The organism is Ralstonia sp. R-29 (assembly GCF_049913345.1).
GTDB lineage: Bacteria > Pseudomonadota > Gammaproteobacteria > Burkholderiales > Burkholderiaceae > Ralstonia.
Genome location: NZ_CP184378.1, coordinates 948,378 through 974,760 on the forward strand (window position 1 = coordinate 948,378; position 26,383 = coordinate 974,760).

28 protein-coding genes are annotated in these 26,383 nt (G+C 64.7%); 16 read left to right on the forward strand and 12 right to left on the reverse strand.

All coding sequences use genetic code 11. The features are described from left to right. Positions 1-24 precede the first annotated feature (24 nt). The 10 genes from sctC to ACN9M1_RS21465 all read right to left on the reverse strand — a co-directional run bounded on the left by sctC (position 25) and on the right by ACN9M1_RS21465 (position 9,356). The gene (gene sctC, locus ACN9M1_RS21420; RefSeq protein ID WP_426400609.1) at positions 25-1,794 is read right to left on the reverse strand and encodes a type III secretion system outer membrane ring subunit SctC; all 1,770 of its coding nucleotides are present in this window, start codon (positions 1,792-1,794) and stop codon (positions 25-27) included. Between the two features lie 185 nt (positions 1,795-1,979). Beyond that, positions 1,980-3,416, reverse strand: coding sequence for a helix-turn-helix transcriptional regulator (locus ACN9M1_RS21425; RefSeq protein ID WP_426400611.1), 1,437 nt, complete (start codon positions 3,414-3,416; stop codon positions 1,980-1,982). 130 nt (positions 3,417-3,546) lie between these two features. Beyond that, positions 3,547-4,407 (reverse strand): type III secretion system export apparatus subunit SctT, encoded by an 861-nt coding sequence (gene sctT, locus ACN9M1_RS21430; protein WP_426400612.1) that lies wholly within the window; start codon positions 4,405-4,407, stop codon positions 3,547-3,549. Positions 4,408-4,441: 34 nt separating this feature from the next. Next, positions 4,442-4,939 carry a flagellar FliJ family protein gene (locus ACN9M1_RS21435; protein ID WP_426400613.1) on the reverse strand — a complete coding sequence of 166 codons (498 nt, stop codon included), beginning with the start codon at positions 4,937-4,939 and terminating at the stop codon, positions 4,442-4,444. Continuing rightward, positions 4,936-6,255 carry a type III secretion system ATPase SctN gene (gene sctN, locus ACN9M1_RS21440; RefSeq protein ID WP_426400614.1) on the reverse strand — a complete coding sequence of 440 codons (1,320 nt, stop codon included), beginning with the start codon at positions 6,253-6,255 and terminating at the stop codon, positions 4,936-4,938. The genes ACN9M1_RS21435 and sctN overlap by 4 nt, the downstream gene beginning before the upstream one ends. Then, positions 6,252-6,986: a type III secretion system stator protein SctL gene (gene sctL / locus ACN9M1_RS21445; RefSeq protein WP_426400615.1), complete on the reverse strand. Its 735-nt coding sequence runs from the start codon at positions 6,984-6,986 to the stop codon at positions 6,252-6,254. The genes sctN and sctL overlap by 4 nt, the downstream gene beginning before the upstream one ends. Then, the gene (locus ACN9M1_RS21450) at positions 6,971-7,621 is read right to left on the reverse strand and encodes a type III secretion protein HrpB4 (protein ID WP_426400616.1); all 651 of its coding nucleotides are present in this window, start codon (positions 7,619-7,621) and stop codon (positions 6,971-6,973) included. Before ACN9M1_RS21450 ends, sctL begins: the two co-directional genes overlap by 16 nt. Next, positions 7,618-8,430 (reverse strand): type III secretion system inner membrane ring lipoprotein SctJ, encoded by an 813-nt coding sequence (gene sctJ, locus ACN9M1_RS21455; protein ID WP_426400617.1) that lies wholly within the window; start codon positions 8,428-8,430, stop codon positions 7,618-7,620. Before sctJ ends, ACN9M1_RS21450 begins: the two co-directional genes overlap by 4 nt. Then, positions 8,430-8,825 carry a type III secretion protein HrpB2 gene (locus ACN9M1_RS21460; RefSeq protein WP_426400618.1) on the reverse strand — a complete coding sequence of 132 codons (396 nt, stop codon included), beginning with the start codon at positions 8,823-8,825 and terminating at the stop codon, positions 8,430-8,432. The genes sctJ and ACN9M1_RS21460 overlap by 1 nt, the downstream gene beginning before the upstream one ends. Positions 8,826-8,855: 30 nt before the next feature. Further along, a complete protein-coding gene (locus ACN9M1_RS21465) occupies positions 8,856-9,356 on the reverse strand; it encodes an HrpB1 family type III secretion system apparatus protein (protein WP_426400619.1) in 501 nt (166 codons plus the stop codon). Between the two features lie 287 nt (positions 9,357-9,643). Between ACN9M1_RS21465 and sctU the strand changes: the two genes are divergently transcribed. From sctU to ACN9M1_RS21515, 10 genes are all read left to right on the forward strand, one after another. Then, entirely contained in the window at positions 9,644-10,711 is a 1,068-nt protein-coding gene (gene sctU, locus ACN9M1_RS21470; RefSeq protein WP_426400620.1) for a type III secretion system export apparatus subunit SctU, read from the forward strand. 195 nt (positions 10,712-10,906) lie between these two features. Continuing rightward, positions 10,907-12,919, forward strand: coding sequence for an FHIPEP family type III secretion protein (locus tag ACN9M1_RS21475; RefSeq protein ID WP_426400621.1), 2,013 nt, complete (start codon positions 10,907-10,909; stop codon positions 12,917-12,919). Positions 12,920-12,933: 14 nt separating this feature from the next. Then, complete coding sequence (gene sctP / locus ACN9M1_RS21480) at positions 12,934-13,542, forward strand: type III secretion system protein SctP (RefSeq protein ID WP_426400622.1); 609 nt, start codon at positions 12,934-12,936, stop codon at positions 13,540-13,542. Positions 13,543-13,584: 42 nt separating this feature from the next. Beyond that, on the forward strand, positions 13,585-14,649 hold the full coding sequence (gene sctQ, locus ACN9M1_RS21485; RefSeq protein ID WP_426400623.1) for a type III secretion system cytoplasmic ring protein SctQ: 1,065 nt from the start codon (positions 13,585-13,587) through the stop codon (positions 14,647-14,649). Continuing rightward, complete coding sequence (sctR, locus tag ACN9M1_RS21490) at positions 14,636-15,286, forward strand: type III secretion system export apparatus subunit SctR (protein WP_426400624.1); 651 nt, start codon at positions 14,636-14,638, stop codon at positions 15,284-15,286. The genes sctQ and sctR overlap by 14 nt, the downstream gene beginning before the upstream one ends. Before the next feature lie 11 nt (positions 15,287-15,297). Continuing rightward, the gene (sctS, locus tag ACN9M1_RS21495; RefSeq protein WP_024978147.1) at positions 15,298-15,558 is read left to right on the forward strand and encodes a type III secretion system export apparatus subunit SctS; all 261 of its coding nucleotides are present in this window, start codon (positions 15,298-15,300) and stop codon (positions 15,556-15,558) included. 10 nt (positions 15,559-15,568) lie between these two features. After that, positions 15,569-16,510: a type III secretion protein HrpV gene (locus ACN9M1_RS21500; protein WP_426400625.1), complete on the forward strand. Its 942-nt coding sequence runs from the start codon at positions 15,569-15,571 to the stop codon at positions 16,508-16,510. Then, a complete protein-coding gene (locus ACN9M1_RS21505) occupies positions 16,507-17,481 on the forward strand; it encodes an HrpD5 family protein (RefSeq protein WP_426400626.1) in 975 nt (324 codons plus the stop codon). Before ACN9M1_RS21500 ends, ACN9M1_RS21505 begins: the two co-directional genes overlap by 4 nt. 52 nt (positions 17,482-17,533) lie before the next feature. Further along, complete coding sequence (locus ACN9M1_RS21510; protein ID WP_426400628.1) at positions 17,534-17,779, forward strand: type III secretion protein HrpX; 246 nt, start codon at positions 17,534-17,536, stop codon at positions 17,777-17,779. A 210-nt stretch (positions 17,780-17,989) separates the two neighbouring features. Next, a complete protein-coding gene (locus ACN9M1_RS21515; protein WP_426400629.1) occupies positions 17,990-18,190 on the forward strand; it encodes a serine kinase/phosphatase in 201 nt (66 codons plus the stop codon). Between the two features lie 227 nt (positions 18,191-18,417). On the opposite strand, the gene ACN9M1_RS21520 is transcribed toward ACN9M1_RS21515, so the two are convergent. After that, complete coding sequence (locus ACN9M1_RS21520) at positions 18,418-18,591, reverse strand: hypothetical protein (protein WP_426400631.1); 174 nt, start codon at positions 18,589-18,591, stop codon at positions 18,418-18,420. A 258-nt stretch (positions 18,592-18,849) separates the two neighbouring features. Between ACN9M1_RS21520 and ACN9M1_RS21525 the strand changes: the two genes are divergently transcribed. The 3 genes from ACN9M1_RS21525 to ACN9M1_RS21535 all read left to right on the forward strand — a co-directional run bounded on the left by ACN9M1_RS21525 (position 18,850) and on the right by ACN9M1_RS21535 (position 19,918). Continuing rightward, complete coding sequence (locus ACN9M1_RS21525) at positions 18,850-19,050, forward strand: serine kinase/phosphatase (protein WP_426400633.1); 201 nt, start codon at positions 18,850-18,852, stop codon at positions 19,048-19,050. A 175-nt stretch (positions 19,051-19,225) separates the two neighbouring features. Beyond that, positions 19,226-19,459, forward strand: coding sequence for a serine kinase/phosphatase (locus ACN9M1_RS21530; protein ID WP_426400635.1), 234 nt, complete (start codon positions 19,226-19,228; stop codon positions 19,457-19,459). A gap of 3 nt (positions 19,460-19,462) precedes the next feature. Then, on the forward strand, positions 19,463-19,918 hold the full coding sequence (locus ACN9M1_RS21535; protein ID WP_426400636.1) for a molecular chaperone Tir: 456 nt from the start codon (positions 19,463-19,465) through the stop codon (positions 19,916-19,918). Between the two features lie 140 nt (positions 19,919-20,058). On the opposite strand, the gene ACN9M1_RS21540 is transcribed toward ACN9M1_RS21535, so the two are convergent. After that, on the reverse strand, positions 20,059-20,880 hold the full coding sequence (locus tag ACN9M1_RS21540; RefSeq protein WP_426400637.1) for a spermidine synthase: 822 nt from the start codon (positions 20,878-20,880) through the stop codon (positions 20,059-20,061). A 382-nt stretch (positions 20,881-21,262) separates the two neighbouring features. Here ACN9M1_RS21540 and ACN9M1_RS21545 point away from each other — a divergent pair, with 382 nt between their 5' ends. From ACN9M1_RS21545 to ACN9M1_RS21555, 3 genes are all read left to right on the forward strand, one after another. Continuing rightward, entirely contained in the window at positions 21,263-21,577 is a 315-nt protein-coding gene (locus ACN9M1_RS21545) for a hypothetical protein (protein WP_426400638.1), read from the forward strand. 132 nt (positions 21,578-21,709) lie between these two features. After that, the gene (locus tag ACN9M1_RS21550) at positions 21,710-25,348 is read left to right on the forward strand and encodes a hypothetical protein (protein WP_426400639.1); all 3,639 of its coding nucleotides are present in this window, start codon (positions 21,710-21,712) and stop codon (positions 25,346-25,348) included. A gap of 288 nt (positions 25,349-25,636) precedes the next feature. Continuing rightward, positions 25,637-26,374 carry a winged helix-turn-helix domain-containing protein gene (locus tag ACN9M1_RS21555; RefSeq protein WP_426400640.1) on the forward strand — a complete coding sequence of 246 codons (738 nt, stop codon included), beginning with the start codon at positions 25,637-25,639 and terminating at the stop codon, positions 26,372-26,374. The last annotated feature ends 9 nt before the right edge of the window (positions 26,375-26,383 follow it).

The window sequence follows — 26,383 nt, forward strand, 5'->3', positions numbered from 1 at the left end:
CTACAGGTGCATGAGGATTGTGCGTTAAAGCGCGATGACCCGCGGCGTCAGCAGGAACAACCGCTGAAACCGCTGCCCCGTCGTCTGGTCATGCCGGAACAGCGCACCCAGCAGCGGAATTTTTGACAGCCCCGGCACAGCATCCACGCCCTTGGTCTGCTGGTCCACCGAGTAGCCGGCAATCAGCAGGCTCTCGCCTTCGTTGATGAGCGCTTGCGTGTTGATCTCACTCTTGTTGACCACCGGCAGGTTGCCGACCATCTGGTTGGTGATCTGGCCATCCTCAATGTGGATGTTCAGGCGGATGCGCGAGGTGCCACCGTCCGACACCACCATCGGCAACACACGCAGCGACACCCCCGCCGAGATGTTGTACAGATCCGCCGACTGATACCCCGCCACCGGCACGTAGAAGTTCTGCTTGCTGTCCATGATGGCTTCGGTGTTGTCCAGCGTCGCCACCTTGGGGCTGGCGGTGATGTGCGCCTGGTTGGTCTGCTGCAGCGCGCTGATGCGTGCCATCAGGTAGCGCGATGCCCCGCCAATGACGGCCGTGAGCACGCCACCGGTGGGCGTGGCCGCAATGGCCGCCGCAGCGTTGACCGTGGTGGCCACCGAGTCGAGCGAACCCGGGTTGGCGAGTTGCGTGTTGGAGCCATAACCCGTTTGCAGATCGACGCGGCTGTTGTGCAGGCGCCAGTCAACGCCCAGGTCTTCCAATGCGCTCTCGCTGATCTCGATGATGCTGGCGCTGATCTCCAGCACCGCCGGCCGCGTGTCGAGCGATTCGATCAACGACTGGTGTGCGGCCATGCGATCGGCCCGGTCACGCACGAGCACCGAGTTGCTGCGCGGGTCGGCACGGATAATGGGCGCGCTGCCACCATCGTCCTGGAAGCCGTCGGTGCGGCTGCGCGTTTCACCCGCCGGCAAGGGCGCCGCCGAATTGCCGCCGGCATACTGGCCGACACCGCCCGGCGGCAGCGGCGGCTTGCCGCCCAGACCTGAGAGTGCGCGCGTGCCGCCACGGCCAGCATTCGCCTCACCGGGGGCGACGCTGTCGACGCGACGATCACCACCGCGCGGCGCCTGCGTGCTCTCAGTACTCGGCGCGTTGTTGGCGTACATGCTATTGAGGATCGACGCCACACCGCGAATGTTCATGCTTTGCCCATCAACCACCATGGTGTGATCGGTGGCCCATGCATAGCGCAATGGGAACGTGCGGACCACGGTACGGTTGGCATCTTCGCGGCCACGGTCAATCAGGCGTGCGATGTCCTGCACCAGCTCCACCAGGCGCGGCGGTCCGGACACGACCACGCTGCCCGTCTCATCGTCATACAGCACCGGAAAGCGTGGGTCCGTCACACCCAGGCGCGTAAGCGCACGCTTGACCTGCGAGGTGGACGCACGCTGCAGCGCGATGGTGGCGCTCTGCGCTTCGTTGGCGCCCGTCACGCGCAGCACCGCGCCGTCGTAGTACCACGCAAAACCAAACGTGGCGGCCATCCGGTCCAGAAACTTCTGCGGCGCTTCATTGAAGTTGCCCGTCACGCTGCCTTCCACCTGGGGCGAGATCCATGTCATCACATGTTGGCTCGCGCCGAGGTCGCGCAACACGTCTTTGACGTCCTTGCGGTCTGCCACGTATTCAAATTTCTGCGATTGCCATGGGATGACCGCCGCCATGGCGCTGCCCGCCAATGACAGCGCCGCGACCGCCACGCCCATCAGGCGCAGGAACACAGCACGCACGCCGCGCGTCCGGCTCGCTGTTCGAGTCAGATGCATGATTGCACTCCGAGAGGATGAAGAAGACAGGCCGTGCGCGCATGCGCTCGACCCGTAAGCGCCCGAACCGGTTCACGATCCGTAGCGAGCGGCCCGAGGTTGGACTGAGAAGCACAGCCGTACAGGAGTACGGCGAGCATCGCAGGTTCAAGATCGGGCCGCACAGTCGGATCGTGGGCCGGTTCTTAGCGCCAGATGGTTTCCGAGGGTGCCTCGTTGAACTGCTTGCGATAGCCCTTGACCAGCGCCGAACGGCTACGAATACCCCAGCGCGATGCGGTGTCGATGATGTTCGACGGTCCACGCCCTTCGTCCAGCAGGTCAGAACGGATGCCTTCGAGACGCAGGCGGCGGATAACCGAGCTGGGCGACATGCCCACCGCGCTCTTGAAGGCCAGTTGCAGCGCGCGCTCCGTCACGTTGATATGCGCGGCCACCTCACGCGTGGTCAGGTCACTGCGCTCGATGTTGTCGAGGATGTAGTGATACGCACGGCGGTACTTGGCGGACAGCCGCGCGCTCACGTCATCCGATGCACGCGAGGCAGCCGGCGTGGTCTGCGCGATGCGGCGCACGCCCGGCGATTCCGTACGCAGGCAGCGCAGCGCGTCTTGCATGTAGGCGGTGTAGTACTTCAGCGCGCCGGCTGCATCGCCGCGTTGCGCAGCCATCTTGGCGCGGCAGTACAGGTAATCGAAGTTCCAGCGGCGCGCGCCGAAGGAGGTATCGCGGTTGCAGATCTGGTCGAACACCCTGCCCGCTACGTCATGCTGCTCACCGCTGAGCGCGGCCAGCACGACCTCCACCTTGGTCTGCATCAACAGGCGGCTACCCATGCGGCGCGATTGCCCCATGATCGCCATGAGCGGATCGATGGCAGTGCGGTCGCCATCGGCCATGCGGCGCAGCAGGCTGAGATATTCGGCGCGGCGTTGGACCATGACGGGAATGGCCGCGTCATGCTTGCCATTGCCGGCCCAGCCATCGCGGCCGCCGTGGTGGTGCAGCAGCGCGGCACCCACTTCTGCCGATTGCCAGAACGCGTGTTCCAGCAAGCGGTTGGAGCAGCGAATGCCGGACTGCACGGCAAATTCATAGACGATCAGATCGAGCGTGGCGATCCAACCAGTGTCCTTATGTTCGCTCGCGATCTCACGGGCGGACTGCAATGCTTCGTCTGCGGCATCCTGCTGGCCAAGCTGATGGTGCACCAGTGCCAGGCCCATCATGCCTTCAACGCGCTGCGACCATGTCGCGCCTTCATCTTCAGCCATGCGCGAGAAGCAGCCGGCCGCAGCGGAATAACGATCACGCAGCAGCGATTGCCAACCCGTGTTGCGGCACGACACCACCCGCAGTTGATCATCCGAATGGCGTATGAGCCGCTGTGCGGCGCGGAAGGCCTCTTCGGCATCTTCCTCGCACTCCAGCAGCATGGAGGCATCCGCCATGGCCAGCACGCCGACGTAGTCGCCCGCATCTTTGCCTTGCAAGCCCTGGTGGTCATCGACCAATTGATACGCGCGCTCGAATTCCTCGGCGAAGACAGCCTTCGCATAGTCGGGCAGACGTTCGCGCGTGGCGAGCCCGGAGGCCAAGGCAAAGTAGATATTTCCCAGCATGACGATGCTCCCGTTGAGGTCGTGACAGCCGGCGTGGCGCCGGCAATTCCGTGTTGAATCTTCTAAGGACATCCTAAGAAATCACGGGCTCGACAATCTCAACAAAGCTTCGTCACGCGCTGAACAATCCTCACTGCGGAAGTTTCGGTTTTGACGACCTGCCGTCGCCCGCTGTGTCACCCACCAGCCCGCTCTTGACCCGCTGCAGCAACTGGCTGTAGGTGAGCGTGTCTCGCACCTGGCTGGACATGGCGATCACCATTGCCGTCACCATGAGGATGGCCACGGCGCCCTTGATGGGCTGGCCGAGCGATGCAGGTTCCAGCTTGTCAGCCGCGCGCGAAAGCAGCCCGATACCCGCGTCGATCAGGAAGAGCGTCATCATCACCGGCGCGGCCAGCTTGACCGCCGTGGAGAAGATGGAATCGGTCTGCTGCAGCAGAAAGCTCTGCGCCACGGCGCTCATGTCGGGCAACGTCGCGCCCAGTGGCCACCAGCGAAACGATTCAAACACCACGCCCAGCAAGAAGAGCATGCCGCCTGCGGCATAGAACAATGTCACGGCCAGGTTCAGCAGCGTGTTGCCGATGGGCGTGTTCTGGTCACCCTGCAACGGGTTGCTCATCTGCACGCTGTTGAAGCCCGCCATGTTGTCGACGATCGTGCCGGCTGTCTGCGCGACCCAGAACACCGTGGAGCCCGCGTAGCCGAGACACGCCCCAAGAAAAATCTCCTTGCCCGCCAGCAGGAACCACTTGGCCGCGCTGAGGTGCTCGGCCACGGCGGGCGGCTGTGCCGCTGCCACGATGATGGCCAGCGTGTAGACCACGCCATTGCGCGCTGTGCCGGGCACCGACTGATCGCTCGTGGCGGGCAGGATGGCGAAGATGGTCATGATGCGCACGCACGACAGCGCGAGCAGCGCCAGGATGACTTCGGCGCTTTCGTCAACATCAAACCAAGCGCGCAGAACGGTATCAATAGCTTCCATAGGAATGCGTGAAGGTCGTCAGACGTGTCGGGCCTCAAGCCCCGGCACGGGGGCGTGGCCGCGCGAGAATGGCTTCCACGGCCTCTTCTTCTGTGGCGAGCTCGCGCTCGGTGGCGTCTTGTTGGTCGAGGCGTTCTGCGGTCTTGCGGCATTGGTCCAGCATGGCATCTAGCCGGGCCAGTGCTTGCTTGCGCGCCACCAGTTCCGCTTCGCGCTCGGCCACGGCGGCGTTTGCAGCAGCCACGGTCTGCTCGGCTTGTACGACCGCATCGTCCAGCTCGCCGCGAAACGCGTCGTAGCACAGGTACGCATCGGCCAGCAACACAGGGGCGGCGATCAACGCGTCCATGCGTTGGATGTGGCCGCGCAGCCGGTCGTGCGCAAGCTCACAGGCGTGCTCGCTCTCTGCCACTGCCTCCCGCGCGTCGGCCACGGCCTGCTGCGCAAGGGTGATCTCTGCTTCTACGCGGCGGCGCTGGCGCGTCTTGGCCTCGATCAGCGTGTGCCATACGTGCGAGCGCTTGCGCGTCATGCCTGCGCTACCTCGCCCAGCAGCCGCGCGGTCTCATCGGGGCTGCACCACTCGTCGGTGCGCTGGCGCAGGAAGTCTTCCATCCAGCCGTTCCACTGCACGGCGGTGTCGGCCACGGCATCACTGCCTTCCTTGTACTCGCCCATCTGCAGCAGCGTTTCCACCTCGTTGTATTTCGCTAGCAACTGGCGCATGCGGCCAGCAGCGGCGCAATGGTCGGGCGGTGCCACCTGCGTCATCACGCGGCTCAAGCTGTTGAGGATGTCGATTGCCGGGTAACGGTTACGCGCGGCAATGTCGCGCGACAGGATCAAGTGACCATCCAGAATGCCGCGCACTTCTTCGGCCACGGGGTCGTTGCCGGATTCGTCTTCGGCCAGCACCGTGTAGAGCGCGGTGATGGAACCGGCTGCACTCATACCGGCACGTTCCAGCAAGCGCGGCAGCTCGGCAAATACCGATGGCGGAAAACCGCGCCGCGTTGGTGGCTCACCCGCAGCCAGGCCGATCTCGCGCTGGGCGCGTGCAAAACGCGTGAGCGAATCCATCATCAACAGCACGCGCAGGCCCTGGTCTCGGAAGTACTCCGCGATGGCGGTGCCAACGTGTGCCGCCTTGGCGCGCTCCACCGACGAACGGTCCGACGTGGCGCACACCAGCACGGAGCGGCGCATGCCCTCCTCGCCCAGGATCTGCTCGATGAACTCGCGCACTTCACGCCCACGCTCGCCAATCAGCACGATCACGTTGACGTCGCATTCGGTGCCGCGGGCCAGCATGCCGAGCAACGTGCTCTTGCCCACGCCGGCCGGCGCGAAGATGCCCATGCGCTGGCCTTCCGCAAGCGTGGCCAAGCCGTCGATCACGCGCACGCCCGTGGCAAGCGGCAGCTCCACCAAGCGGCGCGACATCGGGTCGGGCGCCTGCGCAAACACCGGCATGTAGCCAACCACATCCAGCGGCGGCCCACCATCGGCCGGCCGGCCCAGCCCGTCGAGCACGCGCCCCAGCAAGCCGGGGCCAATGCCCACGGAAAGCGTGCGCCCGCTCGGCACCACGCGGGTCGAGCGCGACAAGCCCACCACGCCGCCAAACGGTGCCAGCAGTGCAAAGTGCTCGCTAAAGCCGACCACCTCGCCCTGCTGCAGTTCAGTGCCGTCGGGCGTGGTCAACGTGCACAACTCGCCGAGCTTGACGTCCACGCCACCCACACGCAGCAAGGTGCCGGTCACTTCCACCACCTTGCCGAACCGCTGGACGGTGACCGTGCTGCGGATGGCTTCGTCCAGGGCGTCGATGAGCGCGGCTTTGGTCATTCCGCGTCCTCGTCGTACGTGTATTCGTCGTCGGCATCGGTGGCGCTCGGCTCGGCAGGCGTACGGCGCTTGCTCGACAGCGCTTGCCGCAGCGCGGCCAGTTGCACGCGCAGGCTGGCATCGGCCACGCCGTGGTCCCATTCGCACTGGCAGTGGCCAGGTTCAGCGCGATCATCGGCCAGCACTTCGAACGCCGCGCTGAGTGTGCCGGTTTGCACAGCCTTGGCGAATGCCGCGCGGGCGGCGTCAATTTCGTCGGCGCATACACGCACCGTCAGCCGCGACTGGCTTTGCAGCACGCGGCCGAGCGTTGCCGCCACGCGGGCGAACAGCGCTTGCCGGTCGGTTTCCAGCACCACATGTTCGACCGCCTGCATGACGGTGGTGGCAAGACGATCTTCCTCCCGGCGCGTGGCCTCCGCATCCTCATAGGCGCGTGCGGCCATCGAAGCGTGAAAGTCTTCCAGCGCGCGACGTTGGCCCGCTGCATAGCCAAGCTTGGCGCTGCGTTGGGCACGTTGATCGGCTTGTCGCAGCATCTCGTCGGCGGTGGCCTGCGCCTGCGCGACGATGGCGTCGGCCTGTGCTCGTGCATCGGCCAGGGCGGCATCGCGCGCCGCCTGCACGGACTGCCATGCGGCATCCAAGTCCGCCACGTGCCGGTAGTCTTCAGCGCGGATGACATCCGAGCCAACGCCCAACGCGGCGTCGCGTCTCAGCCAAATAACCATGACAACTCCGGAAAGAGAACGGGCAACGCAGCCATGAACTGCGCGGTTTGCTCCTCAACTGCGGGCGCATCCGGGCCTACCGCCACGGGCGCTTGCATGTTGATCGTCAGGCGCATCAGCTGCGCCAGCGATGGATCGGTCACCGCGCCTTCGGCAATCAGTGCGTGCAAGCCCGCCTGTGCCAGTTGCTGCAAGTCCAGCGTCGGCAGGGGGCCACCCGGGTCGGCAGCCCAGTGCTCGCGCTGCGTCAGCGCCGCGAAGGCTGCGTCACCCAATAGCGCTTCAAGGCTCGCCAGGTAGGTGCCATCGATGCATCGGGCCAGCGCACCGCGCCTGGCGATCAAGACGCGGGCGGCCAACACGTGCCGGAGGTGTTCTGCATCCAGCACCGCCAGGCGGTGTGCCTGCGCCAGCAAGGTGGGCAACCCGACCTGGCGCACCCCCAGCACAAGACACGCCTGGCGCCAGTCTTTGGCCAAGTCCACCGGTAAGCCATTCGCCTCAGCTGCCCATGTCGACGCGTCGACCACGAGCGGCAAGCTCTGCAGCCGCTCCTGATAGGCGTGCAGCATGCGCAGGATCATGGTGGCACCCGGCGTGGTGGCAAAAGCAGGGGCGGCGCTGGCGTGGCTCATGCGGTTGCGCGCTTCTTCCAGCGTGCCGGCAGTTTGTCTTCCAGGCGCGCGCGCACTGCGTCAAGTCGCGTCCGGACGGCAGCCAGCCGGGTCGCGGCACGCCACAGCAACAGGATCACGCCCAGCGCACCCACCACGCCACCCAGCGTTGCCCACGCCACACCAGCCGGTGCGCGATTGGCAGCGTCGGTTGTGGCCGATGCGTCCACCGTGCCGGGCACGAGCGTGACGCTCACGTTTTCATAGGTGAGCCCTTCCACGCTATGCACGACCAGGTTCTTGATGCTGGGCACCAGCGACGACACGTTGGCGCTCGGCCGGTACTTGATGAACACCGATGCGCTGGATGGCTTGACCACAGTGGCCAGCGGATCGTTGTTCGGCAGCACGATCTGCACGTTGGCCACCGCCACGCCATCAATGCGCGAGAGCGTTTGCGAGAGCTGCTGCGACACGCCGTAGATAAAGCGCACGCGCTCTTCGGTGGGTGTGGAGATCAGCCCGTCCTTCTTGAAAATATCGCCCAGGCTCGCGTACTTCTCGTGCGGCAGGCCATGGTTGTGCAAGACCTCCATCGCGCGCGCGAAGGCATCCTGCTCCACCATCACCGTCCAGGTCTTGCCGTCGTCGGGCGAGTTCTTCTGTGCGTCGATACCGGCTTGCAGCAGCACGGTGAGCATGTCGTTGGCATCGGCCTCGCTCAGTTGTGCGAACAGCTGCTTGTTACAGCCGGCCAGCAACGCGCTCAGCACGAACAGCAGTGCCAGCGCGCCACGCCGCGTGCGGGAGGATGCAAGCGCGGTTTGCATTATTGGTTCCGCATCAAGGTCTGCACGGCATTCTTGCCGGAATGCGCGATGGTGCTGCCCAGGTGGATCTTCGTCATGGTGGCCGCGCACTCCATCTGCACGCGTACGCCTTCGGCTACGACTTCCTGCACGGACATGCCGCGCTCGGCTTCGGTCATGGCTTCTACACGCGCCATGGAGGCCTGCACGGCGGCATCCTCTTTCTTCACCAGTTCGCCCACGGCCGACGGCCCTTTGCTGTGGTGCTGGCTGTGCTTGGCGTTTTGCAGCATGGATTCGAAACGCGCGACAAGCTCGGGCGAAGGCGCCGCGGTGGTAGCCGCTTCAGTGGGGACAATGGCGGGCGCCTGCGTGCCCGCAGTCACGGGCGGAATGGCGGTCGGACCTTGGATCATGATGGACTCCCAACAGGATGATGAGGATGGTTAGACGCGGGTGAAGTAGTGCGCGCTGTGGTATGCGCTCAAGTCCACGCTTTCGGCGGCCGGCGCGGCAGCGGCACCGGCACCGGTAGTACCGGTGAAGGTGCCCGCATCCATTTCTTCCTGCACGCCAACCAGCGTGCGCACCAGTGCGACGGAATCGGGGTCTTCGTCGCGCGCGAGCACCTCGTTGGCATACACGTGCCATTCCTGGTCGCCCAGGGCGTTCAGGCACAGGGCCATCATGGCCGAGGCAAATGGCACCACGCTCTCGGCGCGCTCGCCGTTGTGCAGTTCACGCAAGATGCGCGCGGCGTCGGCGTATTGATGGCGGCCGACCAAGAGCCAGCCTTCCACCAGATCGAGCTCGCGGAAGTTCGGGCGCAGCGTGCGCAGCGCAGTCAGCAGCGACTGCGCGTTATCGAACTGCCCGCTGCGGGTCGCATACATCAGGACTTCCAGCAGCCCGCCCAGCAGGCGGTTGCTGCATTGAATCGGTTCCATATCGCAGGGTTCTCCGTGTCAGGTCATGTCGATGCCGGCATGGGAATGAACCGGCCGACCTCGGGTGGAACCATAGACCCCCGTATGCAACCCGCCGGCCGACCGGGGCGAAGAAAAGCGCCGCACCCCGAAGTCTGGCCCTTCTGTGCTTCGGCGTGCACACCGTGGAGCCACGCGATTTGCGTGCGGGCTTCGTAACAGCGCATCCGCCTTCGCCCGCAGTGCGAGAGGGCATCACCCGACTCCCCACAATGCCCTGCATCACCACGGCCGCTTGCGCTCGCACCATGTCGGACGAAAAAACCGAAGAGCCCACAGACAAGAAACTCAAAGACGCGCACAAGGACGGCGAGACCGCCAAGAGCGCGGACCTGATCGCCGCCATCGTGCTGCTGGCGGGCTGTCTGCTGCTTGCCATGACGGCATCGCTATTGGGCGACCGCTGGCGGGCGCTGGTGGACCTTGCGCTCGATGTCGACAACAGTCGACACCCCACCATGACGCTCAAGCAGACCATCGGCCATGTCGCACTTCAGCTTGCGCTGATGACGCTGCCCGTGAGCTTCGTGTTTGCGCTGGTCGCGTGGATCGGCACCTGGGGCCAGACCGGCATCGTGCTCTCGACCAAGCCGCTGGAGTTGAAGATGAGCGCCATCAACCCGGCATCGGGCCTCAAGCGCATGTTCTCCATGCGCTCGATGATCGATCTACTGAAGATGGTGGTGAAGGCGGTGGCGGTGGGCGCCGCGCTGTGGAAGCTGATCCTGATGCTGTTGCCCACCATCGTCGGCACGCCGTATCAGCCCATCATGGATATCGCGCAGATCGGCATGTCGATGCTGGTGAAGCTGCTGGGCGCGGGCGGCCTGCTGTTTCTGCTGCTAGGTGGCGTGGATTTTGGCATTCAGCGCTGGCTCTTCATCCGCGACCACCGCATGAGCAAAGACGAAGTCAAGCGCGAGCACAAGAACAGCGAAGGCGATCCCCACATCAAGGGCCAGCGCAAGCAAATCGCGCGCGAGATGGTGGAGGAGGCCAAGCCGAAGCAGACCGTGGCCGGCGCGCAGGCCGTGATCGTCAACCCCACGCACTACGCAGTGGCGATCCGCTACGCGCCCGAAGAATGCGGCCTGCCAGTGATCTGTGCCAAGGGCGTCGACGACGAGGCCCTCAAGCTTCGTGAAGAAGCCCAGGTACTGGGCATTCCCATCATCGGCAACCCACCGCTGGCGCGCGCGCTTCACTTGGTGGAGCTGAACGCCCCGGTTCCCGAAGCGCTGTTTGAAACCGTGGCTGAAGTGCTGGCCTGGGTGAGCGAGATCGGCGCGAAAGACCCTAGTCCACTGAATCACTGAAATTGGTCGGTGCTTGCCATGCCATACGGGCGCATCGCGTCGTTGCAAATGCTCGCAATAGCCAGCTATTGCTGCGCTTTGCGCCTAGCGCTGCATCCCGCACGGCATGTCCTTCACCTTCCATTTCAATGATCCAGCGGACTAGCGCCAAACACATGGGCGTCAGCCCTTCCATCTTGAACTGAGGCATCCGACATGGCCAAGAAAACCGCCGTTTCCGAATTCAGCGGCGAAATCGGCATCGCCGCACTGGTGGTGGCCGTCATCGCGTTGATGGTGCTGCCGCTGCCAACCGTCCTGATCGATTCGCTGCTGGGGCTGAACATCACGCTCTCGGTGGTGCTGCTGATGGTGACGATGTACATCCCGGCGGCGACGTCGCTGTCGGCGTTTCCGTCGCTGCTGCTGTTCACCACGCTGCTGCGGCTGTCACTGAACATCGCCTCCACCAAATCCATCCTGCTGCATGCGGATGCAGGCCACATCATCGAGAGCTTCGGCAAGCTGGTGGTGGGCGGCAACCTGGTGGTGGGCCTGGTGGTGTTCCTGATCATCACCACGGTGCAGTTCATCGTGATTGCCAAGGGCTCCGAACGCGTGGCGGAAGTCGGGGCGCGCTTTACGCTCGATGCCATGCCCGGCAAGCAGATGAGTATCGACGCCGACCTGCGCGCCGGCCACCTGAGCGCAGACGAAGCCCGCAAGCGCCGCGCGCTGCTGGCCATGGAAAGCCAACTGCACGGCGGCATGGACGGCGCCATGAAGTTCGTCAAGGGCGACGCGATTGCCGGGCTGGTCATCACGCTGGTCAACATCCTGGCCGGCATCGTGATCGGCATCACGTATCACGGCATGACCGCCGGCGACGCTGCAAACCGCTTTGCCGTGCTGTCGATTGGCGATGCCATGGTGTCGCAGATCCCGTCGCTGCTGATCTCCGTGGCGGCTGGCGTGATGATCACCCGCGTTTCGGATGACGACCACGGCGCCAAGCCAAGCTCGCTTGGCAAAGAGATCGTGCGCCAGCTCTCTACCAGTGCGCGTGCGATGTTCACCGCCAGCGCGCTGCTGGCGGGCTTTGCGCTGGTGCCGGGCTTTCCGTCGTTCCTGTTTGTGGCGCTGGCGGGTGTGGTGTTCGGCTTTGGCTACACACTGCGCAAGCGCCTGAACACGAGCAGCACTGTCGATTCCGAAGCCCTGCCGGCGCTGCTGCGCGAGGGCTCGAAAGACAAGGCGCCGACCATTGCGGACAAGGCGCCCTCTTTTACCGCGCCGCTGGGTGTGCGACTTGGCACGCGGCTGGCAGAAGGTCTCGACATTCCCAAGCTGGACGCCGCATTCCAGCAAGGACGCCATGCACTGGCCGAAGAGCTGGGCCTGCCCTTCCCCGGCATTGCCGTCTGGAAGAGCGCCACGCAACCCGAAGATGCGTACGAAGTGCTGGTGCATGACATCCCCGGCGAAGCCGTGAGCGTGCCCGAAGGTAAGGTGTCGACGGAGGCGCTGCCGGAACCGTTGCGCGCCAAGGTACTCGCTACGCCAGACACGCCGCCGCAAGCCGAACAGGTAATCGCCGATCACGTTGTGCACGTGCTGCGCAAGAACGCGCATCTGTTCATCGGCCTGCAGGAAACCCAGTGGATCATGGAACGCGTGACCACCGAATACCCCGGCCTGGTAGCCGAAGCGCAGAAGGCCGTGCCCGCGCAGCGCATGGCCGATGTGCTGCGCCGCCTGCTGGAAGAACAGGTGCCGATCCGCAACATGCGCGCGATTCTGGAAAGCCTCGTCATCTGGGGCCCGAAAGAGAAGGACACGCTGATGCTCGTGGAATACGTGCGCGGCGATCTCGGCCGGCAGATTGCGCACCAGGCCACCAGCGGCTCGCGCAAGATGCCCGCCATCCTGCTCGACCCCACGGTGGAGCAGACCGTGCGGCAGGCGATCAAGCCCACGCCGGCGGGCAACTTCCTGACGCTGGACCCGCAGCAGGTCGACAACATCGTCACGCGGCTGGAACACATGAGCCGCAGCGCGCCGCAGTCCGCCGCCGCACAGGCGGGTGCGCTGGCCATCGTCACATCAATGGACATCCGCCGCTACGTCCGCCGCATGATCGAACCACGGCTGCAGGCATTGAACGTGTACTCGTTCCAAGAGCTGGGGCCGCACGTCGATCTGCAGCCCGTGGGCAAGCTGACGCTGTGAACGTGTAAACGGCCATGACCACCTCTGTACGCCTGTGGCGGGCGCCGCCCTCCACGCCTGCACCCCACCCCGTCACGCCTCCCCGGCGCACGGCCACCGCACGCTTGGCGGAACCGCGCAGCGGCACGCTGGTTGAGTCCAGCCCCATCGAGCATCCGCTGTGGCTGCCGCCCGACGCGGACCACGACAGCGCACGCGAAGACGTGACCGAGCGTGAGTCCTCTTCAGACGACGGCGCCGATGCCCAGCCGGAAGAGGCGGCCCCCGATGCCCCGAACGCGCAGCACACACCGGCCATGGCCAATCGCCTGGTCCGCGCGTGTTCGGAGATCAGCGTGGGCAACACCGTGACTGAACACCTGGCGCAACTTCTCTCACGGTTCTGCGGCTCGCGCGTCGTCAAGGCGGGCGGCGAATGCTGGGAGGTCACGCTCGACCTCGACCCCCGCGTGCTGCCCGAAACCCGGCTCACGCTGCAGCTTTCGCCCCACACGCTATGGCTTCGCTTCCATGCCGGACACCCCAGGGCGCGCGACTTACTCTCCGAACATGGCGATGCACTGCGCCAACGCATCCACGTTTTGCTGGAGCAGCGCATCGATGTTGAACTCGAAGTGTGGTGACGCCCTGCCGGCGCCCCCGCACACGCACTCTGCCGACTCGCTATGAACCACGGGCTTTCGCCGTCCCCGCTCGATGCGCATCTGCTTGCGTTCACGCCGGCCGAGGCTGCGTTGACGCGGCTGATCGGCACGCCGTTTTCTGGTGACGACGCTGGTGCGTGGCAGTTGCGCATCGCTGACCATGCTGATCACTCCGCGCCGATGCAAGCGCCGCTGCGCCTGGGCATCCGCGCGCCGCAATGCGCGGCGGACGTCGTGATTGACGGCGCAAACCATCCGGCACTGCATGCCATCGCCCAGGAAAGCGATGCCGAACGCCGCACCGCGCTAGCCGGGCTTTGGCTCACGCCATTGCTCGACGGGTTGTCCACCGCCGGCCTGGCGGATGCCGCATTGGCGGCGTTTGCACCCGAGCCCGCCAGCGCGCCGTCCTCGGCCAGCGCGGCGTTGGCCATGCGCCTTGAGGGCCCGCACGGTGAAACGCCCTGCCGCATCGCCGCGCTGGATTGGCACAGCGCACCGCCCGCCCCACCGATGGCCGATCGCCGTGCCGTGCTGGCGCGACTTGGCGCGATCGGCCTGCCCGTGCACGTGCGCATCGCCAGCCGCCGATGTGCGACCTCCACGCTGCAGTCCCTGGCCCCCGGCGACGTGCTGCTCGGCTGGGGCCAGCACACCTATCGGCCCGATACCGAAGACGGTGCCATGCACCTGACCTTCGGCAACAGCCGACAGCTCCACTTCACTGCCCATGCTCACTACAAGGAAGGCACCGTGACGATCCTCGATGTTCCCGCGCTCGCAGACGACGACACACCCACGGCGGACCACACCACGCAAGATGGCGCCCATGACGCTGCAGACGGCATCGCCGTGGAAGCACTGGAAGTACCGGTGCACCTGGAGGTGGCCGTGATGAGCCTGCCCTTGGCCGAGTTGGCTGCGCTGGCACCCTCGCACGTCCTGCAATTGCCCGTACTGCTGCGCGATGCCACCGTGCGTCTGGTCTGCCACGGCCAAACGCTGGGTCACGGCCAGCTCGTCGCGGTGGGCGATCACCTTGGCCTGCAGATCTCGGCAATGAGCGCCCGCCATGCAGAACATTGAGTTCGCCTCGCTCATCATCGCGGCGGTTGCCATTGCGCTGCTGCCGTTTGCCGCCATGGTGGTCACGTCCTACACCAAGATCGTGGTGGTACTTGGCCTGCTGCGTAACGCACTGGGCGTGCAGCAGGTACCGCCCAGCATGGTGCTCAATGGCATTGCGATGATCGTGTCGTGCTTCGTGATGGCGCCCGTCGGCATGGAAGCCATGCAGCGCGCGCACATGCAGCTCAATGACTCGAGCGCGAACGTGAGCCAAGTCATGCCACTGCTCGACGCCGCGCGCGAGCCCTTCCGCCAGTTCCTCGACAAGCACACCAACGCGCGTGAAAAGGCGTTCTTCATGCGTTCCGCGCAGCAACTGTGGCCGCCGGCCAAGGCAGCGCAGCTCAAGGAAGACGATCTCATCATCCTCGCGCCCGCCTTCACGCTCACGGAGCTGACCTCCGCCTTTCGCATCGGCTTTCTGCTGTATCTCGTCTTCATCGTCATCGACCTCGTGATCGCCAACCTGCTGATGGCGCTGGGCCTGTCTCAGGTCACGCCCAGCAACGTCGCCATTCCGTTCAAGCTGCTGCTGTTCGTGGTCATGGATGGGTGGTCGGTGCTGATTCACGGGCTGGTCAACACCTACCGCTAAAAGGGGCCGCAATGGACTACGACAACATCACTCGGCTGACCAGCACGGCGCTCATGCTGTGCCTGCTCGTCTCGCTGCCCGCTGTGGCGGTGTCGGCCATTGCAGGCTTGCTGATCTCGTTCGTGCAGGCGGTGACCTCGTTGCAGGACAGCAGCATCTCGCATGGGTTGAAGCTCATCATCGTGTCGGTGGTGATCGTGGTTGCGGCACCGTGGGGCGCGGCGTCGATCCTGCAGTTCGGCAACACGATCCTGCAGTCGCTCTTCCAGTAAGGGGCGTGCCATGACGCGTATCTCCGCCTCGTCGTCGGGCCTGTACTCACTGCCCGATCCCGTACAGACGCAACCGTCGACTCCGGTCACACCGCACCACCGCAAGCACCATCGGCATGGTGTGCATGGCCACGGCCATGACGCGGCCGAATTGCAGGCCGAAGAGCAGCTTCATCACCACCACAAGCACCTGGCGCAGGTCGCCAAACGCGTACGCAGGCCACGCACGGGCAAGCGCAGCGGCGCCGGCTCGCCCGAAGAACCCATCACCGACAGCACGTTTGAAGAACTGCTGCTCATGCTCGAAGAGCATGCGAAGAAGGTTGAGCCGTTGGTCGTCGGGTTGTCACCCCGGCAAGGCCAGAGCGATGGCGACGACGACCAGGCAAGAGATCGCCGAAGCTCCCAGGGCCGCCGCGCGATGCTGCTGCAGTACTTGCAGGAAGCCGCAAACGAAGCCTCAGCCGCCGTGGGCAAAAAGGCCTCGGTTGCCGAAGCCGGTGCATCGTCCGCCGACGCATTGTTGGCGGAGGTGCAAGCCTCCGGCTACCAGCGTCTTGAGCAAGAGTTGCTGGCGGTGCGACACGCCATGCGTACTGGCCACCCGATGCCGCTGCGCATGGCGTTTGACATTCTGCGCAGTTACTTGAACCAGGCGCCTGTCGAAGGCACGCCCGCCACGCTGCTTGCGGTCAAAGATCGCCTGCTGGCAACAACGGGCGCGCAACACCCAGCCGCCAGCGCACTGACGGACCGCGAGAAGACGTTCAACCTGCTGTTTCCCCTGCTACTGCTGAGCCCATCCCGGCCGCGCCTCGGCCGCGAGCGCAGCGAAAGCATTGCCCGCAGCAGCGCCGTGGCGCGCCGCTGGACAACCGAGCTCTGGTCCTATCGGGCCGGGCTCGGTCTGGCCCTGCCACCGATTCCTGATCCTTCCCTGCAATCACCATGAACAAGCACATCCGCGTGTTGGCAGGCGCGCATGCCGGCGCCTGCCTCGACCTGACCCCGGGCCGCTGGACGGTGGGCCCCGACGCGCAAGCCAGTATCCGCATCACCGACTGGACTGCCGATCTGCTCGCCCTGCGTGTCGATGCCGAGCACGGCGTCCTGCTGGAATCGGAGGACGGTGAAACGGCCTGGGACGACTTGTCGCCTCGCCGCTTCGGCGACGTGGTCCTCTGCGTTGGTCCCGCCGATGAGGCATGGCCCTCCGACCTGACCCTCCTGGAACGGGTGCTGTCGCCCACGTCCACAGACGCAAACCCTGACAGCGTTGCCCCCGCGCACGCCCCCGTGTCCGATGCGCCTGCGCCGGCCCGGCCTCGCTCGCGCAAGGGCTGGATGGGTGTGACGGCAGTCGCGTTGCTCACGCCATGTGCCCTGCTGCTGGCGTCTACGCGAGAAACGACCCTCGCCGCGCATTCCACCTCCTCGGCCCAGCCGCCGCTGCTGGAACGCGTACGGCTGTGCCTGGCACAGCATCGCATCGACGGCCTGCAGCTCGAGCAGCACGACAACGAGATCATCGTGCACGGCATCGTTACCTCGGCGGCCGAAGAGCTCTCCACGCTGCGCGATCTGCGTGCGCTGTCGCCGTCCATCCACACCGATCTGTCGATCGCGCAAGAGGTGATTGAAAACCTGCGCGAATCGCTGCAGGAGCCGGCGCTGCGCATCAGTTATCTGGGCGGCAACCGGTTCTCCATCGCTGGCCCGGCGGTTCATCCCGAGCGTGTACGCGCGACGGCAGACCACGTGCGAAGCGACCTGGGCGGCAACGTCAAAGACATCGTCCTGGACATCACGCAAGCCCGCTTGCGCAATGGCAAGGCGGATGCCACGTCAGCGCTTTCCGTCGATGAGCTCAGCTACATCGAAAGCTCTGACGGCACCAAGGATTTTCTCGCCGCGCAGCACTAAGCGCTAACGCGGCTCACGCTCGACCTTTCTCTTTCTTGTTTTGGAGACTCACATGTTTGATCACTTCACGCTCGACATCATCGAAACGTTTGACGGCATTCAGGCCTTTGCCAAACAAGAAGGCCCCAAGGATTTCGGCCCGCTGCACAAGGCCGTCGAAGCACTCCAGCGCACTGCCATCGACATGGAACAGCGCGCCATTCGTGCCATTGACGTCAACCAGCGCGAGCAGCTGCGCGTCCTGTCGCACGGCTTTTCGAGCGCCGCGCAAGTGTGCTCTGGCCTGATCCCCGCGTAAGGCGCGTACTGCGCTTTCTGGCTTCGCGAGACGACATCCGGCTTCGCATCTTTGCCAGTTCAGCACCGAGAAATCCACGATGATGTCTTCACGGCGAACACAACAGCAACACGTTCGCTGAACCAAATCGACGACATGCTTCTTCTGGCTTGTTGTTGAAAAACCCGGCTCTCATCCGAGACCATTCATCCACTGCAAAAGGAGTTTTCTATGTCCGCTTTGACCTCTGCCGCTGGCCTGGGCGATGCTGCTAGCCGTCTGTCGTTCAACGCTCAAAACGAAGCCATCACCAAGGAAGGCGAGCAAGACATGCTGAACGCGGCCAAGCTGCAAAACGAACTGAACCGCGTCAACATGTTCGCCAAGCTGATGGAAGCGGGCCCGAAGGCCGCCAAGGACCTGATCTCGTAATGATCGGTTCCGGACGGCACATCCTGTGCCGCCGACGTTCGGGAACGGGGCCGCGCCGTTCCCGAACGGTTTTTTCTTTGGCATCCCCCGCGCGCTTCTGCTTCTCCTCACTCGGCCCATCGCGCCGCAGCCGATTCACTGAACACTGAATCCGGCCCCGCCACCGCGATCCCGACACCACACTGATCCACCGCAACACCTTCACCGCTGCGCAAGCCCGTAAGCAACTACCGGGCGAATCGACATCGCTCGCTGGCCGTGGCCACGCTGCCTGACGCGCGCAGGATGCCCTGCAAGCCGTGGTATCCACCGGCACTCGATCGCCCGCCATCGACATGGAACAACGCGCCAGTCGCGTCATTGACGCCAACCAGCGCGAGCAGCTGTGCGTGCTGTCGCATGGCTTTTCGAGCGTGGCGCAAGTGTGCTCGGGGCCGATCCCAGCATAAGGTCAACACGTCGCTTTCGCGCTTCGCGAGACGACATCCGACTTCGCATCTTCGCCAGTTCCGCACCGAGAAATCCGCGATGATGTCTTCACGGCGAACACAACAGCAGCAAGTTCGCTGAACCGAATCGACGACATGCTTCCTCTGGCTTGTTGTTGAAAAACCCGGCTCTCACCCGAGACCATTCATCCACCGCAAAAGGAGTTTTCTATGTCCGCATTGACCTCTGCCGCTGGCCTGGGCGACGCAGCTAGCCGCCTGTCGTTCAACGCTCAAAACGAAGCCGTCACCAAGGAAGGCGAGCAAGACATGCTCAACGCTGCCAAGCTGCAAAACGAACTGAACCGCGTCAACATGTTCGCCAAGCTGATGGAAGCGGGCCCGAAGGCCGCCAAGGACCTGATCTCGTAATGATCAGTTCCGGACGGCACGCTCTGTGCCGCCAACGTTCGGGAACGGGGCCGCGCCGTTCCCGGGCGGTTTTTTCTTAGGCATCCCCCGCGCGCTTCTGCTTCTCCTCACTCGGCCCATCGCGCCGCAGCCGATTCACTGAACACCGAATCCGACCCGCCACCGCGATCCCGACATGACACCGCTCCACCGCAACACCTTCAGCGCTGCGCAAGTCCGTATCCAACCGCCAGGCGAACCGACATTGCACGCTGCCACGCAAGCCCAGGATGCCCTGCAAGCCGTGGTGTCCGCCGGCACCGATGACATGCGCAACGCCGCCCGGCTGGAAGACGCGCTGAACCGCACACAGGCGCTTGCCAAGCTGATGGAAGCCGGCCCCAAGGCCGCCAAAGACCTGCTGGCCTAAACCATGAGCACAGAACAGCGCGACAGCCTCATCCGCGACATGTGCATGCATCTGCAGATTCCGGATGCCGATGCCATCATTGCGGCTGGACGCCTCGCGGTAGAAGGCTTTGAAGTCATCATCGACGCCGTCGAAGACGACCCGGAAGCGTTCTACCTGAACTTCGACTACGGCATCGTCACCGGCGGCCGAACGCTGCGGGTGTTCCGGCTGATGCTGGAAGCCAACCTCACCATCTACGCGCAGGACCACGCGCAGCTCGGGCTGGATGGCGACACGGGCGGCATCATCCTGATCGTGCGCGTGGCCTACGATCCGGACCTCGACGGCGAACAGCTAGCCGAGTTGCTCGGCCACTACGCCGAACACGGCCGCTACTGGCGCGACAACATCCTGCAGACCACGGACGACATGTTCGAGAGCCTCTCGAACGGTACCTACGTGTGGATCCGCGCCTAAGCGCCGCTAACAAAAGCCCTGCGGAGCGTTCCTGGTAAGCCGGAGCGACAACACCGGAAGGGTTTTCTTAGCGGCGCTTAGGCGCGCACCCATGCGCTGCCATACCGGCGCGCCTTGCAAGCCGCGCCGGTGACTTTCCATCAGAGCGTCAGCACACTGCCCTGTTGATGCGGGTTCGCCCGGCGCAAACCCTCAATCCAATCTGCCGTCGGCAACCCGAATGTGGATTGCAGCGCCTCGGCACGCGCCTGCAGCGCAGCCCACTCAACGGTGATGGTCGGGCCGTTGAACGCCAGCGCGATCGTGTTCTCCACCATGGTGATCGGGAACATCAGCACGCGGTAGTCAAACGCCTCGCAAATGCGCTCCATGTTGCGGCCAAAGCCTTCGTTGGAACAATGCAGGTTGATCGCCATCACGCCAGGTGCACGCAGCACTTGCCGACACGCGCGATAGAACGCCAGCGATTGCAGCGTCGGGTTGCCATCGTGCGCACCGTCGTACACGTCGACCTGCAAGGCGTCGACCGTGCCTTGCTGTGCGGGGTCCATGACCCAGTCCAGCGCGTCTTGCGCCAGTACCTGCAAGCGGTGGTCATCGGGTGGCAGATGAAACGCAGTGCGGGCCGCCTCGATCACCAGCGGGTTGATTTCCACTGCCGTGACACGCGCCTCGGGCAGCTTGCGGTAACAGAAACCTGTCAGCGAACCGGGGCCCAAGCCAAGCTGTGCGACATGTGCTTCGCTCAGTTGCTCTGCCTCCAGAAACAACAGCCACGCCATCATCTGCTGCGCATAGGGCAACAGCAGGCGGTCAGGCTCGGACAGCAGGATGGCGCCCTGCGTGCACTCCTCGGCGCCCGCAAAATGCAGGAACCGAACACCGTTGTGTTCCGAATAGCTGATCGGCGTGGGAGCAGGAGTGACGGCGGAAGCCGCGCAGTGAAGGTCTTGGTGTGTCATGGGCGTAGAGGGTAGATAAGAGGCCACGTGGAAGAACATCACACAGACACGGCTGTGCACCGCGACAGCCTGCCACACCCAACCACACACGGCAGACATCGCTTCGTTTCCGCGGACGTGGCATCGCGCCGACCACCCTGAGGTTTCAACACCCAGGCAGCTTGCTTCGCCATGCCCATGTCGATTTCGTGAATGCGCACACGCACCAAAATGCACGGTCGTACGCTCACGGCATTGCATGTAGGTGCACGCCGCTGCCGGCTGACCGGCGCACGGGGCATCGCTCACCCATTCCATGTCTGCCTCACGCACGCCGCAACTTCCTCACGCTACTGTTCCGCATTTCCGTGCGGACGATCCCGCAGTATTTACGGCCTCCCCTTTGCGCATCGGCATCTATCAGCTTTGGTTTGCCTTTGATACGCTCGACGGCCCATCGGATTCAGTCACGGTCTGCATTGACCTGGGTGAGCCCGTCGGCGTAGACCTGCAAGCGGCGCTCCACCTCATGCTTGGCCTGTGCCTTGATCTGCCGGCTGCGTCGCGCGGCAGCGTGGTCCTGCACCCGCCCTCGGGCCGGCTGATCTACCGCTTTGCCTACGTGTTGGATGACGACCCCACCGGCACGCGCCTGGTCAACGCGATGGCCGCCTTGGCTGCGCCCGCTACCCTATCCGCGCATTTGGCGGTGCACTGACGCGGAGTCCGAGTCAGGCTCGACTCGGCTTCGCTGCAATCACCGAGGCTTCGCGTGCGCGGCGCGGTTGTCACGCGGTCGCGTCAAAGTGGTGTCTCGATTCACCCGCGCGATGCCAGACCGTTCATCTCCATGCCACGCTCACGTCTGTCTCCTCTCAGCACGCCCGCTTCCCAGTCGGAGTACGAAACACTCCACGACTTTGCTGCGCGCACGCCGTCGCCCACCAATGGCCCCGAGGGGGCCGTTGCGCAACCACGCAAGAAGGGCTGGCTCAGCAATCTGAAGTCGCGCGTGCGCGAGAAGCTGCCGAACAGCGACGAGACGGAACTGGCCACGCTGCTGACCGACCGCAAGCGCTCAGGAAAAACGCTCGATACGGTCAACGACTACAAACCGCCCACGCGCGGCACGCTGACCACCACGCCGCAAACGACACCGCAAACCACACCGCAGGCATCAGCGCATGGCGCGTCGGCACCGGCAACGCCCAACGCGCAGGAGATGGGCGATATACGCCGTGCAGAGCGCTCGCAGCGCAAGACCTCATCCATGATGCAACGCGCACAACAGGGTGCCCAGCGCCTGCGCGAGCGCGGAAAGACATCGCCGGCACCGGCCACCCCTTCGCATGCGCCACTCACGGTACCCACCACGCCCGAGGGGTTTCGTGGCGCGATCACGCAGTTGTTTCCTGGCGCACACAACGCCGCCGAACGTGAGGCATTGAGCGAGCGGCTCGGCGTGCTGGCCGCGCCGGCCGAAGGCACGTCATCTGCGGCGGGCAGCTATGTGCGGCCGATGTTGGCCGCCCGCGCGCTCGCGGCCAGCAGTGGCGGCAACGCATCGGATGCGCTGCGCGTGCTGCAGCATGTCGCCCAGACGGTGCGCTTTGACCCGGCTGCCTTTACCGCGCCTGAAACGCCGAGGTCATCCGCGCGCTCCAGCACCTCCAACCCGGACTTGCAGCCGCCGTCTGGCGAGGGCGAAGCCTCTGTGCACGGCTCCGAACTGAGCTTGGCCGCAATGGTTGACCACGGGAGCGCAGAAGCCGTGTCCCGCCAATCGAGCCTGTCCGTACAGTACGGCTCGGAGGCGCAATCGCTGCACGCGCCGCCGTCTCCCACGCCAGAGCCGATGAGCGAGGCGGGTGTCACAAGCGCCGCGTGGCGTACCGCGCAATTGCTGTCGCACACCCACCATGGATTCGAAACGCTGTGCAGCCTCATGCAGTCGCCGCCTACGCCGGAGTTGCGCCAGACCGCGCGCAGCTTTCTACAGGCGGCGGACCATCTGCACACCGCTGTCACATCGGCATCGGACCCGGTTTCCCTCTTGCAGGCACATGCTGCCGGCAGCGGCACGCACGCAACGTCACTGGCTGTGAGCGTGTTGCATGCCGCGGCCGGCAAGCTGCGCGCCGAACCCGTGAGCGCGCAAGCCGCCGGTGCGCTGTTTGCCTGGCGCCAGGGCTTTCGTGAAGAGGGCCCTGGCTCGGATCTGGCCAACACCAAGGCACGCCTGGCCAAGTTTGTTGGCCGCAGCATCCCGCGTGTGGAAAAGCAAGGCGTGAGCCGCCACTTCTGGCAGATGATCGGCAAGAAGAAATCGCCGCTGTCCGCCGCAGCGCTCGGCATGCATGGCGCGCATCGGGCAGGCATGGTCAAGGAGCTGGACAACTACACCGCGGCACTGCGCACCATGATCGACACGCTCGCCCACACCGGCGAGACCCCCGCACCGCACCGCATTGCGCACCCCGGAGACTTGTGGCGCAACGCCATCCTCGCGCATTGGGCCGAACTGGCAGCCACCAACGCACCGCTGAGCGAATACGCGCTCACGCCCGAGAAGCTGCGCGAGCTGCAGCCTGAAGTGGGCGCTGAGGTCAGTCTCCTGCAACACGAAATGTCAGCCGCAATGGCCACTGCCCGTATTCCGGGAAGCTCGCCGGCTCACCGGGAGTTCGCGCAGCTCGCAGCGCAAGCTGGCCTGAACGAAATTGCGCAGGGCCAGGACTGGGCGCAGCATCGGGCGGGGGACCTTGCGCTGCCGCCTGTGAATGCGGCGCAGGCGCATTTTGCGAAGCTGGTCGACCACGCCGGCCTGGCTGGCGAGCCGCCGGCGTATCTCGTCGGGTTGCAGCCGTCGGCGTCGCTCCTGCGCTACTGGAGCGGTTACGCCAGCGAAACCGCCCAGGCGCCGGAATTCCACAGAGCACTGCAAGCCGCCGACAAGCTCGAACACCCCGACGACCTCAAGATGCAGGCGCCCACCATGGAAGACGCCCGCAAGACGCTCGAGACACTGCTCTCCACCATGGAATCCGGCAACAAGGTGCGGATGTCCAACGGTGGCTGGATGGGCCTGAGCACCTCTGGCGTGTCGACCGGCCTGTCACATGTGGGCAAGGCGTTGCCTGTGCCCGTGTCGGTGCAACTGGACGCCAACGTCGGCACCAGCCGGCAGGCCATGGTGGAAATCGGGCGCAGTTCGCATGGGCGCGACCTGTTTCTGGGTACCGACCGAATGAATCGCGTCTCGGTCGGCGTGGGCGCTTCTGTCGGTTACGACATCCCCGGGTGGGACAAGCGCCGGCGCGCCAATCTGTTTGGCGTCAAGGTCACGCCGTTCGACCGTGAATCCAGCGAGCCACGCGGGGTGGTCATTCGCGCCACGCGGCCCACGCAGCGCCCGGTGGGAGGTCATGACGACTGGGAAGCCATCAAGTACGACGACAAGGCCGCAGCCAATACCATCGTCAAGGCCGCCAACCTGCTGTTCGAGCAGGCTGCCGCCGGGCCCGCGCACCGTCCCGATGCCAACACGCTGTGGAACACGCTGGCCCAGCACAGTGGCGATAACGAGCACCTTTCCGTTGGCTGGGTCGACCAGACGAAAAAGCGCTGGCGCGCATCGCTCGAAGGCAGCGTCGGCTTCAGCGTACGCGTGAGCAGCAAACACACGCCGGTGCGCGTCGGCCCCTCCGCGCGGCTGCGTGGCGAGAAAACGCTCAGCAACACCGCCACCGTGCACGAAACCACCGGCGCCCTCCGCGTGGAGCAGTTCAGCATCAGCACGGCCCACAAAGTGACGGCACGGGCGGGGCTGGCGTTCTCGGTGGGCGAGACGTTCTACACTGCCGCACCGAACGACAACGCATCGGCCAAGGCCGGCGAGAGCGGCAAGATTACGCAGGGATTCGTGGGCGGCATGCCGCTTGGCTTCAACTGGAAGCTGGCCGAAGGCGGCCACACCACCAAGGTCAAAATGGCCTACCACAACGGCAAGATTGCCGACCGCGTGTGCTACTTCGACACCGAATACCGCAGCGCCAAGGAGTACCTAGCCGTGGTGCGCAGCGAGCGCGATGCCTGGATCGAGATGCTGGCCCACAAGCCCGGCGGCACGGTCGAAAAGGCCACCAAAGAGTTCGAAGCCTATTGCGAAACGGTCGAAAAGCACCAGCGCCCCAACCAGCGCTATCTGCACCGGCACCGCCTCCGCCCCGCCGCCGCGCGCGAGATGGAAGGCCACCTGGACCTGGCCGACCTGCACCGCAGCCTCGACCCCAACTCCGCCGACGCGCAGGCCTCCGATGCGCTGGCGCAAGCGATCTTGCATGCACCCGAAGCACGCCTGCCGGAAAAGCTCGCCATCGTGGAGCAGGCCTCTACCAGCCACAGCCTGGGCCTGACGAGCACCATCCAGGCCCGCGCAAACAACGAGGTAGAAGGCACCCGGGAGTTGGCCGCCGTCAAATTCGGCTGATTCGGCTGAACGTGCATTCATCTAGTTGTATGAAGACCCGTCAACCCGACGAAATGCCGAAATACTCCGTTATGTATGGCTGTCTTCGCATGCTGAAGCCGGTTGAATTCACAAGGCACATGATCAGACGGCACTCAATCGGTGCCTTAAAAAAACTAATTCAGAGTTAAGTGCAATTTCACTCTTTGTAGGGATGTTTGGAGAAATCGTGAACGTTATGCTGGGCTCCTGTTTAAAGCGTCCCTCTAATGACCTGTCGTTGGGGGGAGGCAAGAAAGGGGAAGCACCATGAAGTTCGCAATACTGACTGCCAATACATCCGCCTTTACCTACGTGGAAAGCTGCCTGCCCATGCAGGACATGGAGTGTGTCCGGTTTGACGATGCCCTGTCGCTGCTTCGCGCGCGCCGTACAGAAACGTTTGATCTACTGATGATCGACGCGCAGCAGTTCCGCACCGCCGGCCAGCTCGTGCTGTCGTGGCGCGAGTGCAATGCCGACATGTGCTGGCCCACCCTCGTGTTCGGGCAGTTTGCCGACCGGGGCGACATGGCGCTGGCCTTTGATGCCGGGGTGGACGACGTGCTCACCGGCCACTTCACCGCCGAGGAACTGCAGGCCCGCGTGCAACGCGCCCTGCGTCGCGCCGAGCCCGTGCGCAAGAACGCCGGCGTCCATGTTGTAGTCGGGCCGTATCGCCTGTGCCGCCTCACGCGGACGGCCACGATCAACAACGTGCCCATCCGCATGACCGCGCGCGAGTTTGCGACGGCGTGGCTGCTGTTCTCATCGCCGGGCGCGTTCTTGTCGCGCCAGCAGATCGCCTCTGCCGTGTGGGGGGCGGATGCCAGCATCGTCGAACGCTCCATCGAGCAGCACATCTACAAGCTGCGCAAGAAGCTCCAGCTGGGCGCGGAAGTCGGCGTCGAACTCAAGACCGTGTATGCGCGCGGGTATCAGCTCACCGTCCAGACGGCGCAGAACACCTCGCCCGCCGACCTGCCTCCACCGGCACTCGCCGCGTAACCAGGCCGC